Annotated in this window: 14 protein-coding genes and 1 tRNA gene; 8 read left to right on the top strand and 7 right to left on the bottom strand. The window is 63.6% G+C overall.

Annotation, left to right across the window (positions count from 1 at the left end; genetic code table 11):
- Positions 1-171 precede the first annotated feature (171 nt).
- Entirely contained in the window at positions 172-1,620 is a 1,449-nt protein-coding gene (locus SAZ10_RS04645; protein WP_318608009.1) for a methylmalonyl-CoA mutase family protein, read from the top strand.
- On the top strand, positions 1,617-3,740 hold the full coding sequence (scpA, locus tag SAZ10_RS04640) for a methylmalonyl-CoA mutase (protein WP_318608008.1): 2,124 nt from the start codon (positions 1,617-1,619) through the stop codon (positions 3,738-3,740). Before SAZ10_RS04645 ends, scpA begins: the two co-directional genes overlap by 4 nt.
- A gap of 22 nt (positions 3,741-3,762) precedes the next feature.
- Here scpA and SAZ10_RS04635 read toward each other — a convergent pair whose 3' ends face one another.
- A complete protein-coding gene (locus tag SAZ10_RS04635) occupies positions 3,763-4,239 on the bottom strand; it encodes a GreA/GreB family elongation factor (RefSeq protein ID WP_318608007.1) in 477 nt (158 codons plus the stop codon).
- Between the two features lie 110 nt (positions 4,240-4,349).
- Between SAZ10_RS04635 and SAZ10_RS04630 the strand changes: the two genes are divergently transcribed.
- Positions 4,350-5,723, top strand: a complete 1,374-nt coding sequence (locus tag SAZ10_RS04630) for a TIGR03808 family TAT-translocated repetitive protein (RefSeq protein WP_318608006.1) — start codon at positions 4,350-4,352, stop codon at positions 5,721-5,723.
- 82 nt (positions 5,724-5,805) lie between these two features.
- On the opposite strand, the gene SAZ10_RS04625 is transcribed toward SAZ10_RS04630, so the two are convergent.
- Genes SAZ10_RS04625 through SAZ10_RS04610 form a run of 4 tightly spaced genes read right to left on the bottom strand, consistent with a single transcriptional unit; the run spans position 5,806 to position 9,251 of the window.
- Complete coding sequence (locus SAZ10_RS04625) at positions 5,806-6,810, bottom strand: asparaginase (protein WP_318608005.1); 1,005 nt, start codon at positions 6,808-6,810, stop codon at positions 5,806-5,808.
- A 19-nt stretch (positions 6,811-6,829) separates the two neighbouring features.
- Entirely contained in the window at positions 6,830-7,321 is a 492-nt protein-coding gene (locus tag SAZ10_RS04620; protein WP_318608004.1) for a hypothetical protein, read from the bottom strand.
- A 23-nt stretch (positions 7,322-7,344) separates the two neighbouring features.
- On the bottom strand, positions 7,345-8,088 hold the full coding sequence (locus SAZ10_RS04615) for an SDR family NAD(P)-dependent oxidoreductase (protein ID WP_318608003.1): 744 nt from the start codon (positions 8,086-8,088) through the stop codon (positions 7,345-7,347).
- Positions 8,085-9,251 (bottom strand): acetyl-CoA acetyltransferase, encoded by a 1,167-nt coding sequence (locus SAZ10_RS04610; protein WP_318608002.1) that lies wholly within the window; start codon positions 9,249-9,251, stop codon positions 8,085-8,087. The genes SAZ10_RS04615 and SAZ10_RS04610 overlap by 4 nt, the downstream gene beginning before the upstream one ends.
- 157 nt (positions 9,252-9,408) lie before the next feature.
- On the opposite strand from SAZ10_RS04610, the gene betI reads away from it, so the two are divergent.
- Genes betI through betA form a run of 4 tightly spaced genes read left to right on the top strand, consistent with a single transcriptional unit; the run spans position 9,409 to position 14,171 of the window.
- Positions 9,409-10,002, top strand: a complete 594-nt coding sequence (gene betI, locus SAZ10_RS04605) for a transcriptional regulator BetI (protein ID WP_318608001.1) — start codon at positions 9,409-9,411, stop codon at positions 10,000-10,002.
- Positions 9,999-11,525 carry a choline-sulfatase gene (gene betC / locus SAZ10_RS04600; RefSeq protein WP_318608000.1) on the top strand — a complete coding sequence of 509 codons (1,527 nt, stop codon included), beginning with the start codon at positions 9,999-10,001 and terminating at the stop codon, positions 11,523-11,525. Before betI ends, betC begins: the two co-directional genes overlap by 4 nt.
- Positions 11,525-12,526 carry a threonine/serine dehydratase gene (locus SAZ10_RS04595; protein ID WP_318608462.1) on the top strand — a complete coding sequence of 334 codons (1,002 nt, stop codon included), beginning with the start codon at positions 11,525-11,527 and terminating at the stop codon, positions 12,524-12,526. Before betC ends, SAZ10_RS04595 begins: the two co-directional genes overlap by 1 nt.
- Positions 12,519-14,171, top strand: coding sequence for a choline dehydrogenase (gene betA, locus SAZ10_RS04590; RefSeq protein WP_318607999.1), 1,653 nt, complete (start codon positions 12,519-12,521; stop codon positions 14,169-14,171). The genes SAZ10_RS04595 and betA overlap by 8 nt, the downstream gene beginning before the upstream one ends.
- A 227-nt stretch (positions 14,172-14,398) precedes the next feature.
- Here the strand turns inward: betA and SAZ10_RS04585 are convergent, their stop codons facing one another.
- Together SAZ10_RS04585 and SAZ10_RS04580 are read right to left on the bottom strand one after the other, a co-directional pair.
- Positions 14,399-16,633, bottom strand: a complete 2,235-nt coding sequence (locus tag SAZ10_RS04585; protein ID WP_318607998.1) for an AGE family epimerase/isomerase — start codon at positions 16,631-16,633, stop codon at positions 14,399-14,401.
- A 15-nt stretch (positions 16,634-16,648) separates the two neighbouring features.
- Positions 16,649-18,169 carry a phosphomannomutase/phosphoglucomutase gene (locus SAZ10_RS04580; RefSeq protein ID WP_318607997.1) on the bottom strand — a complete coding sequence of 507 codons (1,521 nt, stop codon included), beginning with the start codon at positions 18,167-18,169 and terminating at the stop codon, positions 16,649-16,651.
- Positions 18,170-18,350: 181 nt separating this feature from the next.
- Between SAZ10_RS04580 and SAZ10_RS04575 the strand changes: the two genes are divergently transcribed.
- Positions 18,351-18,427, top strand: a tRNA-Pro gene (locus SAZ10_RS04575).
- Positions 18,428-18,751: the final 324 nt, after the last annotated feature.

Below are 18,751 nucleotides of genomic sequence, written 5' to 3'. Positions count from 1 at the left end.
ACTCAAGTACCACGCTTGGCTTTGGTATAATGGTGCTGCCGCTGCACGACAATCGGCACCCGGTAAACAGGTTTACTTCTTCATGGCACTTTGCCTTGAAACCGCGCGATGGCTCTGGCATCGGAAGCGGGGTGGAGCTTCGGTACGACGGAAGAAGGAAGAGGAGGAGCGATGAAGGTCGGTGACCTTCTCAAAGAAGCGAGTTTCCCCGCGTTCTCCATGGAACGCTGGCGAGAGCTTGCCGAGAAAGCTCTGGGCGGCGCCTCACTGGAGGAGGCGATTGTCTCGCGCACGGATGACGGCATCCGAATCGATCCGCTCAGCCTTCGCGTGCCAGATGCCCGGCCCGTGGCCATGCGCGTCAACCCGGCTGCATCATGGGCCGTGACGCAGCGAATCGACGATCCCGATCCGGCGCGCGCGAACAGGCAAGCGCTCGAGGATGTCGAGCAAGGCGCGACCGGTCTTGCGCTTGTCTTTGAAGGGGCGCCGAACGCCTTCGGCTATGGCCTTCCGGCCAGACCCGAGGCGCTCGCAGTGGCGCTGCACAACGTTCCGCTCAATCGCATCAGCCTGAGGATCGACGCGCATCCGGTAAGCCGGGCGAGCGTCGACTGGCTCTTTGTCCTGCTTGGCAAGCGGCGCGTCGATCCGACAAGGCTTGGCATTTCCTTCGGCATCGATCCAGCCGCGATCTTCGGTGGAACCGGAAACCTCAAAATGTCGATCGAGGCCCTGAAAGCCTCGATGCCGCCTTCGCTCGCTCATTTCTTTGCGCTCGGCCTGCCCGGCATCCTGCTCGAGGGCGATGGGCGTGTCTTCCACAATGCCGGAGCGACCGAGGCACAGGAACTCGGCATCGCTGTTGCTTCGGCCGTCTCGCATCTGCGCATGTTCGAGGAGGCGCGCCAGCCGCTCGTCTATGCCGCGCCGCATATCGGCTTCTCGCTCGCGGTCGACCAGGACCATTTCGTGTCCATGGCCAAGCTCAGGGCACTGCGCCTGATATGGGCACGCGTCCAGGAGGCATGCTCGATACCGCCCGCGACGGTTTCGGTTCATGTCGAGGGCTCCTACCGGATGATGACCGAGAAGGATCCGGAGACGAACATCCTGCGCAACACGATCGCGGCCTTCGCTGCGGCCGCCGGTGGCGCCGATTCGATCGCGATCCTGCCGCACACCATTGCGCACGGATTGCCCGATGCCTCGGCGCGGCGGATCGCTCGCAACACGCAACTCATCCTTGCGCAAGAAAGCCACATCGGTTTCGCCGCCGATCCGGCAGCAGGCTCCGGCAGCGTCGAGGCACTTACCGGCTCGCTTTGCGAGGCGGCCTGGGAAGAATTCCTGCGGATCGAAGCCGAAGGCGGTGTTCTCGACAGCCTTGCAGCCGGAAAAATCCAATCGCGTGTCGCTACGGCGCGGGCGGCGCGTGCCGCCGCCTATGAAAGCGGGAGCCGGCAGATCGTCGGGACGACACTCTATCCGCTTGTATCGGAGCGTCACGTCAGCGTGCTTCCAGCGAGCCGGCGCGCCCTCTCCCAGGACGGCGGCGTAGCATTCTGCGAGCGCCTGGCGCCGATGCGGATCGACGAGACCATTGCGGTGCAACGATGATCCCGGATTTCGCCAAGCTCGCCTGGTCGATGCCGAAATTCGCTCCGCGCGTTTTCGGTGGAGAGCCATGGCGCACTCCGGAAAACATCGAGGTCAAGCGTGTTTACGCGGAAGAGGACCTCACCGGCCTGCCTTTCCTGGATACATTCCCCGGCGCACCGCCGTTTCTGCGCGGCCCCTACCCTACCATGCATGTCCAGCAGCCATGGACGATCCGCCAATATGCGGGCTTCTCGACCGCGGAGGAATCAAATGCCTTCTACCGGCGCAATCTGGCGGCGGGGCAAAAGGGCCTGTCGGTAGCCTTCGACCTCGCTACACATCGCGGCTATGACAGCGACCATCCCCGCGTCGCCGGCGATGTCGGCATGGCGGGTGTGGCAATCGATTCCATCCTCGATATGCGCCAGCTCTTCGACGGCATCCCGCTCGGCGAGATGACGGTCTCCATGACCATGAATGGCGCGGTTCTGCCGATCATGGCGCTCTACATCGTGGCAGGCGAGGAGCAAGGCGTCGCCCAGAAGAGCCTAGCCGGGACCATTCAGAACGACATTCTGAAAGAGTTCATGGTCCGCAACACCTATATATACCCGCCGAAGCCGTCCATGCGGATCGTCTCCGACATCATTGGCTATACCGCCCGGCACATGCCGAAGTTCAACTCGATCTCGATCTCCGGCTATCATATCCAGGAAGCAGGAGCGACGGTCGACCTGGAGCTTGCCTACACGATTGCCGATGGGATCGAATATGCTCGCGCCGGCATCGCGGCAGGCCTGGATATCGACAAGTTCGCGCCTCGTCTTTCCTTCTTCTGGAACGCCGGCATGAACTTCTTCATGGAAGTCGCTAAGCTGCGCGCGGGGCGACTGCTCTGGGCTGCACTCATCCAGAAGAATTTCTCGCCGAGGGACCAGCGCTCGCTGTCGCTGCGCGCCCACTGCCAGACGTCCGGCTGGTCGCTGACGGCGCAGGACCCTTACAACAACATCATGCGCACCATGATCGAGGCGATGGCTGCGACGCAGGGCGGCACGCAGTCGCTGCACACCAACTCCTTCGACGAGGCGCTCGCGTTGCCGACCGATCACTCGGCACGCATCGCACGCAACACCCAGCTCCTGTTGCAGAAGGAATCCGGCCAGACGCGCTTCGTCGACCCTTGGGGCGGCTCGGCATTTGTCGAGCGGCTGACACACGATCTCGCAGCGCGGGCGCTTTCCCATATCGAGGAGGTCGAGGCGCTGGGTGGCATGGCGGCGGCGATCGAGAAGGGCGTGCCTAAGATGCGCATCGAAGAGGCAGCGGCACGCACGCAGGCGCGAATCGATTCCGGTGGGCAGGCACTGATTGGCGTCAACGCGTACAAGCCGGAAGCGGATCCCGAAGTCGACGTGCTCAAGATCGACAATGCCGAAGTGCGCGCGCGGCAGCTTGCCAAGCTGCAGCAACTCAAGGGCACGCGCGACGTTGCAGCCGTCGAAACGGCGCTCGACGAGTTGACTCAGGCCGCGTCTGGCGATGCCAACCTGCTCGAATTCGCCATCCGAGCGGCCCGCACCGGCGCCACGGTCGGCGAGATGTCCTACGCGCTCGAAAAGGTCTTCGGTCGCCACGTTGCCGAGATTCGGACGATCTCCGGGGTCTACCGCACGGAGATCGGCGGCAACCCGGCGGTCGAGCGCGTGCAGGAAAAGATCGCCGCCTTCGAGAAGAAGTCGGGACGCAAGCCTCGCATCCTGGTCGCCAAAATGGGACAGGACGGCCATGATCGCGGCCAGAAGGTGATTGCCACGGCCTTCGCCGACCTCGGCTTCGAGGTGACCGTCGGCGGCATGTTCCAGACGCCGGAGGAGATCGCCAAGCTCGCAGCTGAGCACGACGTCGACATAGTTGGCGCATCCTCGCTCGCTGCCGGCCATCTGACGCTCGTGCCGGAGCTGAAGGATGCTCTGAAGAAGCTCGGCCGCGACGACGTCGCGATCGTGGCCGGTGGCGTGATCCCGCCGGATGATTTCGATGCTTTGCGGCAGGCAGGAGCGACCGAAATCTTCCCGCCGGGCACGGTGATTCCGGAGGCGGCGGAACGGTTGGTCGATAGTCTGCTGGCTGGCTAAATGTAAGGAATAGAGCGCGGGCTCAACCGCCTGCACTCATCTCCACGATCTCCCACTCCTTGCCATTGACTGTAGCAAGTTCGCCGACCTTCTTACCGAACAAGGCGGCTGCCATTGGCGAAGAATGAGAGATCTTGCCATGGGCGGCGTCGGCCTCATCCTCGCCGACGATCTTCCAGCTTTTCTTGTGACCGTCCTCGTCCTCGATGGTCACGGTCATGCCGAAGCGCACCACGTCGCTGTCCGGATCGGGAATGGAAAGTTCTGCGCTCTCTCGCCGAGCGTTCCAGTAGCGCAGGTCGCGCGAAAGCAGCGCGATGCGTTCCCGATCCGTTGCAGCTTCGGCCCTGGCAAGCTCGGCGCGCAACGACGCGACCTCGGCGTCGATCGCCTTGAGGCCGTTTTCCGTCACGAGATTGCGGTGCTTGCTGACCGGCCGTTCGCCGATGTCGGCAATCACGCCATCTGTGTCGTCCTGGCGCGTAAATGCTCTGCTCATATTAGAACAAGCTATGCCTTTCTGGCTTGGTTCTCAAGGTGAATGATCAACCAGCTCTCGCGCTGGCACACATTATGCAACTGAGTGAGAAAACCAGGGGACCAGTGCCAATGCTGAACAGACGCAGCTTCCTCGCCGCTGTCGCTGCAAGCGCCGCCCCGGCACTCGTCCGGCCGGCCAGGGCCGCGGGCATGCCCGGCGTGATGACCGCTTCGATGCGCGGCTCTATCGACGCGACGGAGCTCGGCGTCAGGCCCGGCGCGCTCGACGACCAGAGCAAGGCGTTCGCGCGAATGCTGCAGCAAGCCGCGGATCGCAATATTCCGCTCTTCCTGCCGCCGGGCATCTACATGGTCTCCAATATCACTTTGCCGCGACGCGTGAGGCTTTCCGGCGTGCCCGGTGCATCGCGGATCGTCTATGGCGGCGACGGCCACCTGTTCGTCGCAGAGGACGCCGACCACATCGAGCTCGACGGCCTTGTCCTTGATGGCGCAAACCGCTGGCTGCGTGACGACGCCCAGGGGCTGATCGACCTCCGCCGCACGCTTCACGCCGCCATCGACAATTGCCAGATCGTCGGCAGCGGAAAGAACGCCATCGCCTTCGAGCGCGTCGGCGGCCGCATCGAGCGCACCGAAATCTCCGGGGCGGCCGACGCCGGAATCTATTCGGTAGAGGCGACAGGCCTGCAGATCAGCGGCAATGCGGTGTCGGACTGTGCCAATGGCGGCATTCTCGTCCACCGCTGGCAGGCTGCCGAGGACGGCACGATCGTCTCCGGCAACCGCGTCAGCCTCATTGAGGCGCGCGCCGGCGGCACGGGGCAGAACGGCAACGGCATCAATGTCTTTCGTGCCGGCAATGTGATCGTCTCCAACAACATGATCAGCGACTGCGCCTTCACGGCCGTCCGCGCCAACAGCGCGAGCAACATCCAGATCGCGAACAACAGCTGCCTGCGCAGCGGCGAGACCGGCATCTATTCGGAATTCTCCTTCGAGGGAGCGATCATCAACGGCAATGTGGTCGACGGCGCCGCCAACGGCATCTCGGTCGTCAATTTCAACGAAGGCGGCCGGCTTGCGGTCTGCTCAGGCAACATCGTGCGCAACCTGCATTCCGAAGGACCATATGTGCAGGATCCACCTGGTTTCGGTGTCGGCATCTCGATCGAGGCAGACTGCTCGGCGACAGGAAACGTCGTGGAATCGGTGCCGCTCTACGGCATGCAGATCGGCTGGGGCGAGTTCATGCGCAATGTCGTTGTTACCGGCAACGTCATCCGCAAGGCCGGCACCGGCATCGTCGTCACGGTCGTGGAGGGCACCGGCTCGGCGGTCATCTCCGACAACGTGATCGACAGTGTGAAGGACGGAGCAATCGTCGGCTATCGCTGGGCTGACCGGGCAACCGGCGACCTGGCGGTCGGCGGCGCCGGTGGTTATGCCAACCTGACGATCGAACGCAACCGAGTCAGCTGACGCAGGTCGCATTGCCCATCGGGGTTATCCCAAAACCGCTACGTACTTTCGCTGACGCGGTCCTTCGGCTCAGTCCGATGCGCTAGCGCAGCGCTTCCGCGGGCTTCAGCTCACCTACATGCATGCCATTCCAGTTCCTGAGCGCCGGCTCGGCGAGGTCGCCGAGTGCGGCCTGGACTGCACCGTCGTCCCTGAACAGTGTCGAAAGCACTGCCGCGACAGCCACCTCGGACGCCCTGCCCTGCCCATCGTCGCATTTGATCGCAATGCCCAAGCCCAGCTCCGGCACAGCGCCGCAATAGACAGCCTCAGCACCGGTCTTTACGAAGATGCGGCCGGGTGCGGCCTGCATCAGCCGCAGGTCTGCTTTACCGCTACCCGAGACATAGAAGGGCTCGGCCATGCAGGCCGCAAGCAACCGCCTGGCGGCGGCCGCACGGTCCGCCGGTAGCCCCTTGCCCGTGGTCATGCGGGCGAAGCCGATCGCGAGGCTCTTCAGCGGGACGGCGTAAGTCGGGATCGAGCAGCCGTCGATGCCGCGGTTGCCCTCGCCATGCTCGGCGCCTGTCACCTCTTCCATCGTGCGGCGTATCACCTGCTGATAGGGGTGGTCCGGCTCGATATAGCCGGCATGAGCGATCCGCATATGCCGGCAGCCGCACAGGAACCCGGAGTGCTTGCCCGAGCAATTATTGTGGAGCGCCGAGGGCTTGTCGCCACGTCTGGCAAGGGCGAGCATCGCTTCATGGTTCGACGGCCAATGCGCGCCGCATTCGAGCGCGTGCTCGTCGAGCGAAGCCTTGGCGAGCATCCGAGCCGCCAGCCCGACGTGCTGGGGCTCGCCCGAATGCGAGGCGCAGGCAAGCGCCAGTTCCTTGTTGCCGAAACCGAACGCATCGGCCGCACCGCTCTCGACCAGGGGCAAAGCCTGGATCGCTTTCACCGCTGAGCGGGGAAATACCGGCCGGTCGACATCGCCAAGCGCCAGGACGGCCTTGCCGTCAGGATCGAAGACAGCAACGGCGCCTGTATGACGGCTCTCCACAAGGCTACCGCGCAGCACCTCGACGAGAACGGGATTGTTCATAGCGGCGGCGAGGCTTAGCTCAGTTCTGGAACGCTGCGGCCAGCGCCTTGCGCAGACCATTGTCGGAATCGGCGGTGCCAAACAGGATGTCGTCGATTCGCGGCCGCCCTTCCTCGGTGATCAGCACCAGCCGGTCGGTCCAGCTTGCGGCCGGCTTGTCGGGAAACTCGTAGACGATCTCGATCACCTGCGTACGGCCTGTGTCGGTGAACTTGCCGGGCTTACACACCGGCGCGACGTCCGGGTAGGACTGGAAAGGGATGCCGTCGCCGAGCGGCGGCTTCTCGTCGGGGTGAGCGCTGGCGATCTCGCCATTCTTCTTGATCGCCTCGGCGATTGCCACGCCCAGCGACTTGGTCACCAGATAGAGACGGCCGAACTCGCCGTCCTGCTTACCGAGCTGGCAGAATATGTCGGCGAGCTTCGCTGCGTCTTGCGCGGGATCGGCCCTGGCCACAGAAACAGTTGCGGCAATGACGCCCGCGGCCAAGCAACTCAAAAGCTTACGCATTCTCCGATCCAACCCGTTCTTTTTCAGCGTTCGGGAAACAGGCCCGCAACAGCGAAACCGCCGTCGACCACCAGCGTGTGACCGTTGACGTAGCTTGCCTCCGGTGAAAGCAGAAATGCTACGGCCGCAGCCACTTCCTCAGGCTCTCCGTAGCGGGCCTGCGGCACGCGGGCAAGCCAGTCTTGCCGATCTTCCGCCGAATGCATGCGTGCCGCGGCGGGCGTCTCGACCGCCCCGGGTGCGATGCAGTTGACGCGCACGCTGCGGGAGGCACATTCCAAGGCCAATACCTCCGACATCAGCTTCACGCCTGCCGCAGCCGCACCATAGGCAAGATGGCCCCGATTGGCGCGCAGCCCCGAGACGGAGGCGATGTTGACGATCGCCAGCGAAGCCCCCATGCGCTCCAAAGCAGCGCGGGAAGCGACAAAGGCACCGACGAGATTGATGTCGAGCATCTCCCTGAGGAGTTCGGCCGTCGTCTGCTCTGCCGGCAGGCTCCTGAGCAGGCCTGAAGAGTTCACCAGCCCACCGATCAGGCCGAATCGATCGACGATCTGGTCGAAGGCTTCGGCTGCCTCGTCCTCATCGGTGACGTCGGCGACGATGAAAGCGGCATTCTCATCGGTAAACGCGGTTTCGGCCGCATCGAGCGCGCCGCGGTCGACGTCCACCATGGCGACCGGCCAGCCATCATCCAGCAACCGCTCTGCGATCGCGAGGCCGAGGCCGGACGCTCCCCCGGTGACGACCGCCGAATGCCTCATTTGATGCGTTCCAGGATCGAAACGTAGTTTGCGACCGCCGCGCCGCCCATGTTGAAAATACCGCCAAGCGTCGCGTTCGGCACCTGGATGCCTCCCGCCTCGCCGGTGAGTTGCATGGCGCTGAGCGCATGCATCGAAACCCCGGTTGCTCCAATCGGATGCCCCTTGGCCTTCAAGCCGCCCGACGGGTTGACCGGCAAGCGGCCGTCCTTGGCCGTGCTGCCGTCGAGCGCGATGCGTCCGCCCTCCCCGCGCGGCGCAAGCCCCATCGCCTCGTATTCGATCAGCTCGGCGATCGTGAAGCAGTCATGCGTCTCAACCAAAGAGAGGTCGGCGAGGGTCACCCCCGCCTCGGCCAAGGCGCGCGCCCACGCCTCCTCGCAGCCTTCGAAAAGAAGGATGTCGCGTTTCGACATCGGCAGGAAATCCTGCACATGCTGGTTGGCGCGGAAGGCGACTGCCCGGCGCATCTTGAGCGCGGTGGCCGTGTCGGCAAGAACGATTGCCGCCGCCCCGTCGGATACCAGGGAGCAGTCGGTACGCTTGAGTGGTCCGGCAACGAATGGGTTCTTCTCGCTTTCCTGCCTGCAGAAATCGAAACCGAGATCCTTGCGCATCTGCGCGAAGGGATTGTCGACACCGTTCCTGTGGTTCTTGGCGGCGATCGCGGCCAGCGCATCCGATTGATCGCCATACCGCTGGAAATAGGCGCTTGCGATGTTGCCGAAGAGGCCCGCGAAACCCGCCGGCGTATCGCCTTCCTCCGGCAGGTAGGAGGCCTTCACCAGGTTCTTCTGGACTTCCGGGCCGGGCGTCGACGTCATCTGTTCGGCGCCGACCACCAGCACGATACGGGCGGCGCGCGCCTCGAGCGCCCGAATGCCTTGCCGCACCGCTGCCGATCCTGTGGCGCAGGCATTCTCCACCCTGGTCGCCGGCTTGAAACGGAAACGATTATCGGCCTGCAAGACGAGGCTCGCGGTGAAATCCTGCGCGGAGAAACCTGCGTTGAAATGGCCGAGCACGATTTCGTCGACCTCGTCCGGCCCGATGCCGGCATGATCGAGCGCCTCAAGGGTGACCTTTACGATCAGCGATTCGAGCGTCTCGCCCTCGAGCTTGCCGAAGCGCGAATGCGCCCATCCGACGATGCAAGCAGTCATTGATGCAATCTCCCGGCGTGAGGGATCATGATTGTTCTTCCACTTTAAGATGGCCGCGCATTCAACCGCCGTAAAGCTCTTTCGCATTCGGCTGGCGCAGTCGATTTTTGTTGATTGACCAGTCAATGAAAAATACGGTGATGGTGGAGGAACGGCCATGCCCAAAGTTGGAATGGAACCGCTGCGCCGCCGAGCGCTGATCGACGCGACGATCTCGGCGATAGGCGAACGCGGCTCGCTCGACGTCACGATGTCCGAAATCGCCGGCCGCGCCGGCGTCTCGTCAGCGCTGGCGCATCACTACTTCGGCGCCAAGGACGAGCTGCTGCAGGCCACCATGCGCCGGCTGCTGGCCGACCTCGGCCGCGACTCGATCGGAGCCCTTTGCAGGGCAAGCACCCCGCGCGAACGAATCTCGGCAGTGATCGCCGTGAACTTCTCGGCCGGCCAGTTCCGCGAGGAGACGATTCACGCCTGGCTTGCCTTCTATGTCGAGGCCCAGAAGTCGACGGCGTTGCGCCGGCTGCTGCGGGTTTATGCGCGACGGCTCAACTCGAACCTGCTCTCGGGCCTCCTGGCGCTGATGCCGCGCGGCGAGGCTCTGCGGATGGCCGAAGCCATCGCTGCAATGATCGACGGGCTCTATATCCGCCGCGCCCTGAAGGACGGCCTTCCCAATCCGGCAAGCGCTGCCGCGCTCGTCGAGGATTTTGTCGAGACGAAACTGCGCCAGGTGACGACTGCCCGATGAACGCACGCCCCAATATCCTGATCGTGATGGTCGACCAGCTTGCCGGGACCCTGTTTCCCGACGGACCGGCGCCGTTCCTGCATGTGCCGCATCTCAAGGCGATTGCAGAGCGCGCCGCGCGCTTTGCGAAGAATTATACGGCGTCGCCGCTCTGTGCCCCCGGCCGCGCCTCCTTCATGAGCGGGCAACTGCCGTCACGCACGCGCGTCTACGACAACGCCGCGGAGTTCGCTTCCGACATCCCGACCTACGCCCATCATTTGCGGGCGGCCGGTTATTACACCTGCCTGTCGGGCAAAATGCATTTCGTCGGGCCGGACCAGTTGCACGGCTTCGAGGAGCGGCTGACCACCGACATCTACCCGGCCGATTTCGGCTGGACCCCGGACTACCGCAAGCCGGGAGAACGCATCGACTGGTGGTATCACAATCTCGGCTCGGTCGCCGGAGCGGGCGTCGCCGAGACGACCAACCAGCTCGAATATGACGACGAGGTTGCCTTCCATGCCGTGCAGAAGCTCTATGAGCTTGCCCGGCATTCGACCGGCCCGGGCAGGCGGCCGTGGTGCCTCACCGTATCCTTCACCCATCCGCACGACCCCTATGTCGCGCGGCGCAAATACTGGGATCTTTACGAGAGCTGCCCGGCGCTAGAGCCGGAGGTCGGCTACATTCCGGTCGAGAAGCAGGATCCGCACGCGCAACGCCTCTACCTCGCCAGCGATTACAAGAGTTTCGACATCACGCCCGAGATGGTCCGGCGGGCGCGGCGCGGGTATTTCGCCAATATCTCCTATATCGACGACAAGGTCGGCGAGCTTCTTTCGGTGCTGGAGAGCACACGCATGCTCGACGACACGGTCATCCTGTTCTGCTCGGACCACGGCGACATGCTCGGCGAGCGCGGCCTGTGGTTCAAGATGTGCTTCTACGAGGGCTCGGTGCGTGTGCCGCTGCTGATCGCCGGCAAGGGTGTCGCGCCCGGCCGCGTCGACACGCCCGTCTCCAACCTCGACATCCTGCCGACGCTTTGCGACCTGGCCGGCGTCGACGTCGGCGGCATCGCGCCGTGGACCGACGGCCAGTCGCTTCTGCCGCTGACGCGCGGCGAAGCCAGGACCGCGCCGGTGCTGATGGAATATGCGGCCGAGGGGAGCTACGCGCCCATGGTGGCGTTGCGCGAGGGTCGCCACAAGTTCGTCCATTGCGAGATCGATCCGCCGCAACTCTTTGATCTGGAATCGGATCCGCGCGAAATGAACAATCTTGCGGCGCGCCCGGAATATGCTGATCTCGTCGCTGCTTTCATGGAGAAGGTTCGCACGCGCTGGGACATGGCCGCCTTCGACGCTGCCGTGCGCCAGAGCCAGGCGCGCCGCTGGATCGTCTATCCGGCGCTGCGCAACGGGGCCTACTACCCCTGGGATTTCCAGCCGTTGCGGCAGGCATCCGAGCGCTACATGCGCAACCACATGGATCTCAACGTGCTCGAAGAAGAGAAGCGTTTTCCGAGAGGTGAATGATGGAAAGCCCGCTCGTTCCCGACCTCGCCCATCTGCGAGGGGCCTATGCCGTCACCTCGAAGGCAACGCAGGAGACGCCTCTGCTGGAATCGGCTGCGCTCGCGAAAGCGACCGGAGCGGCACGCGTCTTCGTCAAGCCGGAGTCGTTGCAATGGGCGGGCTCCTTCAAGGTCCGCGGCGCGTACTGGCGGCTGACGCGGCTTTCCCCTGACGAGGCCAAGCGCGGTGTGGTCGCCTACTCCTCCGGCAATTTCGCACAAGGGCTGGCTGCAGCAGGAGAGGCCCTTGGCATACCCGTCACGATCGTCATGCCGATCGACGCGCCGGCCGCGAAACGGGACGCAACGGCCGGCTATGGCGCTCGCGTCGTGCTGACGGACCACGGCCAGCGCCCACGTGAGGAAGTCGCAGCAGAGAAGGCGCGGCAGATCGCCGAGGAGGAAGGCGTGGTGCTGCTCCACCCGTTCGACGATCCTGAGATCGTGGCCGGCCAGGCCGGCGCCGGGCTTGAAGCGTTGCGACAACTCGAAGCGAAGGGTGCTCAGGCGGACATACTGTTCTGCTCGGTGGGTGGCGGCGGGCTGATCGGCGGCGTTGCGCTGGCTTTTCATTATCTCTCGCCATCGACCGATATCATAGCGGTCGAGCCGGCAGGCTTCGATGGCATGGGCAATTCGCTCGCTCATGGCGAGATCGAGACCATGCCGATGGCCCCAAACTCGATCTGCGACGGGTTGATGGCGCGCCGGCCTGGCGTCGCACCCTTTGCCGCGGTGCGGAAGGCCGGCGTGCACGGACTTCCCGTCACCGACCAGTCCGTGCGCAAGGCCATGAAGATCGCCTTCGAGCGCATGAAGCTGGTGCTGGAGCCGTCCGGAGCAGCGTCGCTGGCGGCGCTGCTGGACGGAAGTGTCGATGTCGCCGGCAAGACCATCCTGGTGATCGCCACAGGCGGAAATGTCTCGCTCGCCGATTTCATGAAGCATATCTCCAATGCTTGAAGCGGATTTCGTCGTCGTCGGCTCCGGGTCGGCCGGCTCTGCCCTCGCCCATCGCCTTTCCGAAGACGGCAAGCACAGCGTCATCGTCATCGAATATGGCGGCAGCGATTTCGGCCCGTTCATCCAGATGCCGGCTGCCTTGTCCTTTCCCATGAATATGAGCCGCTATGACTGGGGCTTCACGACCGAGCCCGAGCCGCATCTCGGCGGCCGCGTGCTCGCCACGCCACGCGGCAAGGTGATCGGCGGTTCCTCCTCGATCAACGGCATGGTCTATGTGCGCGGCCATGCGCGCGACTTCGACCATTGGGCCGAACAGGGCGCCACCGGCTGGGGCTTCGCGGACGTGCTCCCCTATTTCAAGCGCATGGAGACCTCGCATGGTGGCGAGGAGGGCTGGCGCGGAACCGACGGGCCGATGCATGTCTGGTGGGGAAAACGACTCAACCCACTCTACTCGGCCTTCATCGAAGCAGGCCGCCAGGCCGGCTTCGAGACCACGGAAGACTATAATGGCTCCAAGCAGGAAGGCTTCGGGCCGATGGAGCAGACTATCCATAACGGCCGCCGCTGGTCCACCGCCAACGCCTATCTGAAGCCGGCGCTCAAACACAAAAATGTGCGTATTGTCAAAGGTTTCGCGCGGCGCGTTCTGATCGAGAATCAGCGAGCGATCGGCGTCGAGATCGAAGCTCGCAAACAGATTCAAGTCGTTAAGGCGAGGCGTGAGGTCATCATTGCCGCCTCGTCAATCAATTCGCCGAAGCTGCTGATGCTGTCGGGCATCGGGCCGGCCAAGCACCTTGCCGAGAACGGCATCAAGATGGTCGCCGACCGGCCGGGCGTCGGCCAGAACCTTCAGGACCATCTGGAGCTCTATATCCAGCAGGAATCGGTAAAGCCGATCACGCTCTATTCGAAGCTCAACGTCGTCTCGAAAGCGATGATCGGAGCCGAATGGCTGTTCTTCAAATCGGGGCTCGGCGCCACCAATCATTTCGAGGCAGCCGCCTTCGTGCGGTCCAAGCCCGGCGTCGACTACCCGGATATCCAGTATCACTTCATTCCAGTCGCGATCCGCTACGACGGCAAGGCGGCTGCCGGCTCGCACGGCTTCCAGGCGCATGTCGGGCCGATGCGCTCGAAGTCGCGCGGATCGGTCACGCTGCGCGGGCCGGACCCGAAAGCGAAGCCGGTCATCCGCTTCAATTATATGTCTCACCCGGACGACTGGGTTGATTTCCGGCACTGCATCCGGCTGACGCGCGAGATTTTCGGACAGCAGGCCTTCGCACCCTACCGCGGTCGCGAAATCTCGCCCGGCTCGCATGTCCAGAGCGACGACGAACTCGACGCGTTCATCCGCGAGCATGCGGAGAGCGCCTATCACCCCTGCGGAACATGCCGCATGGGCCGCGCCGACGACAGGACAAGCGTGGTCGATCCCGAATGCCGGGTCATCGGTGTCGATGGCCTGCGTGTCGCCGATTCTTCAATCTTTCCGCGCGTTACCAACGGCAATCTCAACGCACCATCGATCATGGTGGGCGAGAAGGCAGCCGACCACATACTCGGCCGCACACCCCTGCCGCCCTCAAACCTCCAACCCTGGATCAACCCGCGCTGGCAGGAGAGCGATCGGTGACGGTGAAAGAATTTGGCCTCTCCGCCGACGTCTTCACGCGCGACCTGCCGCGCGCCCACTGCGTCGTCGCGTAGCTACAGGCGGGTAGCTGCTGGATCAACGCCTACAATCTGACGCCGGTCGGGGGAGCACGGTATTGGGCTCGCCGCAAATCAAATCTCAACGTGGAGTTTGGCGGCCCCCCTCCCTTGAGGAGCAGCGTTTGTATCTATCCAAAGCAGACGCCTTTAGCGGCCCGCTTCCTCCGTCCGGTCGAGATAGAGCATCAGCGCACAGACGAGATGATAGAAGATGCTGGCCGGCACCTCCGTCGCGACAGCCCTGCCCCGTTCGTCGATCTGATCGATCCAAAGGCCGCGCGGCGCCGCATCGATATGCCAGCGGAACAGCCGTTCGACGCGCGCCTCGATCTCCGGCTTGAGGTCCGGCCCATCCGGCCGGTCAAGCACGATCGCCGCCTTGATCGCTTCGGCCTGCGGCCAGCTCCGCGACAGCCGGTCGAGCGGCAATCCTTGTCGTGACACGGCTGCGTAGGCAAGCCCTGTCGAGCGGTTGAGGCCGTTGGCCACGGCGGATGCGTAGAGCTTGCGGGCGAAGCCGATCAGATCGCGTTGTCCGCTCTTCTCCGCGAAATCGACCAGCAGCGAGGCCCATTCGAAATGATGGCCGGGCTCGGTCCACTCGCCCTTTCCAGGCGCAGGCTTCCACTCGTCGTCGAAATATTCGCCGAGCGTCCAGCTCTCGGGGTCGAAAAAATGACTACGGAAGAGGTCGATAATGCGAGAGGCACGGCGGAGATATTGGCGCTCGCCGGTCACCGAATACCAGGCCAAGAAGGCTTCAAGCAGATGCATGTGCGGATTGGAGCGGCGCAGCTCCTGGCCGTCCGGCGTCTCCAGGAAGCCGGTGAGACGGATATCCTCGAGGTGAGCATCGAGGAAGTCGAAGGTCTCGCCCGCAAGCCGCAAGGCGCCCTGGTGCCCCACTCGCTGCGCCTCGGCGAGCGCGAGCAGCACGCAGGAATGGTCATAAGCGTCCTCGGCAGGGTCGGCGACACTGCCGTCGACATTCAACGTGCGCACCCAGCCGCCCCGGGCAGTGCGCCCCTTGTCGGCCATGAAGGCAAGTCCGTGCGAGATGATCTCATCCGCCGGTCCGCTCCAGCCGCGCGCCTTGGCAACGGCGAAGGCATAGACCTGGCGAGCCATGGTACGCATGCGCTTCGGTTTCTGGATCGGCGTCCCGTCGAAGGACAGCGCCTCGTGGAAGCCGCCATATGCGCGGTCGACGCCGATCGTCGACCACAGCGGCAGCGTTTCCTCGAACAACCAGTGACTCACGCGCCGCCGCCAGGCGCCGCTCGTGATCACCCGGTCGGGCGCGGGGGTGAACTTGGTCTCGAGCCTGCCCGATTTCTCCAGCTGCTCGACGATCTTCTTGACATTCTGGCTATGGCTGACCGGCGCGACGAATGTTGCGTCGACCGTCGAGACGATCGCGACATTCTTCAGGCCGATCGCCGAAAGCAGGCGGCCGTCGCTTCTGAGATAGGAGTCCTCGCAGTCGATCGCGACGACGTCGCCAACGATGACGTTCCCAGCCTTGTCGGTCGGGCTGACGTCGAGCAGCGATTGCCAGGAGCCGAGATCGTTCCAGCGGAAGCCCGCCTTCACCATCGCAATCCCGTCGGCCCGCTCCATGATCGCGTAGTCGATCGAGTTCGAGGGGATCTCGGCATAGAGATCGGCCGGCAGATAAAGTCCGGAGACCTGGCTTGTCGCCGCTCTCAAAGCCGCCTCGGTCGCCGACCAGATGTCGGGGCTGAGCTTCTCGAAGGCGGCCCGCATCGTGCTTGCGCGAAAAAGGAAGATGCCGGTGTTCCAATAGAAATTGCCGGCCGCGAGATATCCCTTTGCCTTGTCGAGATCAGGCTTCTCGACGAAGCGGGAAACCTGGTGCACCGGCCCGTCGCCGGAGACCTCTATATAGCCAAAGCCCGTCTCCGGCTGGTTGGGCTTGATGCCGAAGACGATCAGCTTCCCGTCATTTGCAGCAGCCGCGCCGTTCTCGACCGTCTCCCAGAACTGGCGGTCGGTCGAAATCTCGTGGTCGGAGGGCACGACGAGAACGAGCGAGTCCTGGAACCGGTCGAGGGTGTGCAGCGTCGCGAGCGCCACGGCTGCCGCCGTATTGCGACCTGACGGCTCGAAGAGCGCGCCGCCTCCGCTCAGGTCGAGCGACGCGACGTCGCCATAGATCCGATCCGCATGCTTTTCCGAGGCGATGAGGAAGACCGGCGTTTCGCCCTCGGCCCGTGCCTTCAGCCGTTTCAGCGTCTTGAGCAGCATCGAGCCGTGGCCGGAAAGATCGTGGAACTGCTTGGGGTTGTCCTCGCGCGACAGCGGCCAGAGCCGCGAGCCGACCCCGCCGCTCATAACGAAACTGACAATACGCTCTGCCATCCCCTCCGAACCTCGTCAGAACGTCTGGTTGTATGCGCCGACTTCTGGATTGCGGCGCAGCACTGCGTCGACAGCATCGAACATCTCGCGCCGCCTTTCCGCAGAAACCGGGCTCTCGACGACCACCACAAGCTCGGGCTTGTTGGAGGAGGCGCGCACCAGCCCCCAAGTGCCGTCCTCGGCGGTCACCCGCACACCGTTCACCGTCACCAACGAAACGATCTTCTGTCCGGCAAACCGTTCGCCGTTCTCATAAAGGGCCCGCAGGTCGCCGAGCACTTTCTCGACGACGCCATACTTCACCTCGTCGCCGCAATGCGGCGACATGGTCGGCGTGCCGTAGGTGAGCGGCAGCTCGCGGTAGAGATCTGCCATCGACTTTCCAGGGTTGCGGTCAAGCATCTCGCAGATCGTGATTGCCGTGATGAGCCCATCATCATAGCCGCGCCCGATCGGCGGATTGAAGAAGAAGTGACCGGACTTCTCGAAACCGGCGATGGCGTTCAGCTCAGCGACGCGCCGCTTGATGTAGGAATGGCCGGTCTTCCAATAGTCTGTCGAGGCGCCGTTTGCCTTGAGCCTCGAATCGGTGGCAAACAGGCCGGTCGACTTCACGTCGACCACGAAGGTCGAGCCGGGGTAGAGCGCCGAGATATCGCGTGCCAGCATCACACCGATCTTGTCGGCGAAGATCTCGTTGCCCTCGTTGTCGACGACGCCGCAGCGGTCGCCATCACCATCGAAGCCGAGCCCCACATCCGCGCCGGTTTCCAGCACACGATCGCGGATGGCATGCAGCATCGCCATATCTTCAGGATTGGGATTATAGCGCGGAAACGAATGATCAAGCTCCACATCGAGCGGGATCACCTCGCAGCCGATTCGCTCGAGCGTTTCCGGCGCAAAGGCGCCGGCAGTGCCGTTGCCGCAAGCGGCGACTACCTTGAGCCTTCGTCCGAGTGATTTGCCCTTCATGAGGTCAGCGATATAGGCCGCTCGCATGTCCGCAACGAATTCGTAGGCGCCGCCGCCCACCAGCTCGAAGTCGCCCGACAGCACAATCTCCTTCAAGGCGCTCATTTCGTCGGGCCCGAAGGTCAGCGGGCGCTCGCATCCCATCTTGACCCCGGTCCAGCCATTTTCGTTGTGAGAGGCCGTCACCATGGCGACAGATGGCGCATCAAGCGCAAATTGCGCGAAATAGGCCATCGGCGAAAGCGCAAGCCCGATGTCCTTGACGCGGGCGCCTGCCGCCATCAGGCCTGATACCAATGCCAGCTTGATCGACAGGGAATAGGCGCGGAAATCGTGCCCCGTCACGATGTCGGGCCGAATGCCCTTGCGCCTGACCAGCGTGCCGAGCCCCATGCCGAGCGCCTGCACACCGATGAGGTTGAGCTCCGGCTCCTGCGGCGAGCCCGGACGCCCAAACCACCAGCGGGCATCGTACTCACGAAAACCTGACGGCTTGATCACCGCCTGCGTCTCGAAGCCGAAGGTGTTGGGTCTGGCAAGACTGACTGGCGCGGCTGACAAGGATCACGTGCCCCAAATGCCGGGATAATACTCCAAACTTGGCCGGTAGCACTTACATTCGGATCAGGGCCGGGGCAAGCTGAGCAACTCGGCACGCATATACCTAAATCAGATGCGGCAGACATGCCTTTGGTGCTTGCAGGAAGCGGAAGCGGCCGCTATACAGCCGCCCGTCTGGTCACGGAGTGTAGCGCAGTCTGGTAGCGCACATCGTTCGGGACGATGGGGTCGCAGGTTCAAATCCTGCCACTCCGACCAGATTTTTCAGGGCTTTCAGATTCCCGAGTGCGCCGCTCCCACCTGATATCCCACCTGAAATGATCCAGCGCCCGGACGGATATTATTGAGTCAAGATCGCCGAGAGCTAGGAATGGGAAATTGCGGAATTCGCCAACGGCAAGTGGTGGATCACGGCTTCAGCCGATCCAGTTGACCCTGGGCTGATCGCCGCAACCGGCGCACGCGCCGAGCCGCCCGATAGGGACCGCGTGTGAGGACCCGTCGCGACGTTGGCAGGATCCTTTGGTGCGCTGCCATCGGCCTGCCGACGCTATTGCTCTGGCACAGTTGGCCGGCTGGTTG

The organism is Mesorhizobium sp. BAC0120 (assembly GCF_033542235.1).
Lineage (GTDB): Bacteria > Pseudomonadota > Alphaproteobacteria > Rhizobiales > Rhizobiaceae > JAWRCU01.
The sequence above is the reverse complement of the archived record's forward strand: the minus strand, read 5'-3'. Positions and strand labels throughout refer to the sequence as shown.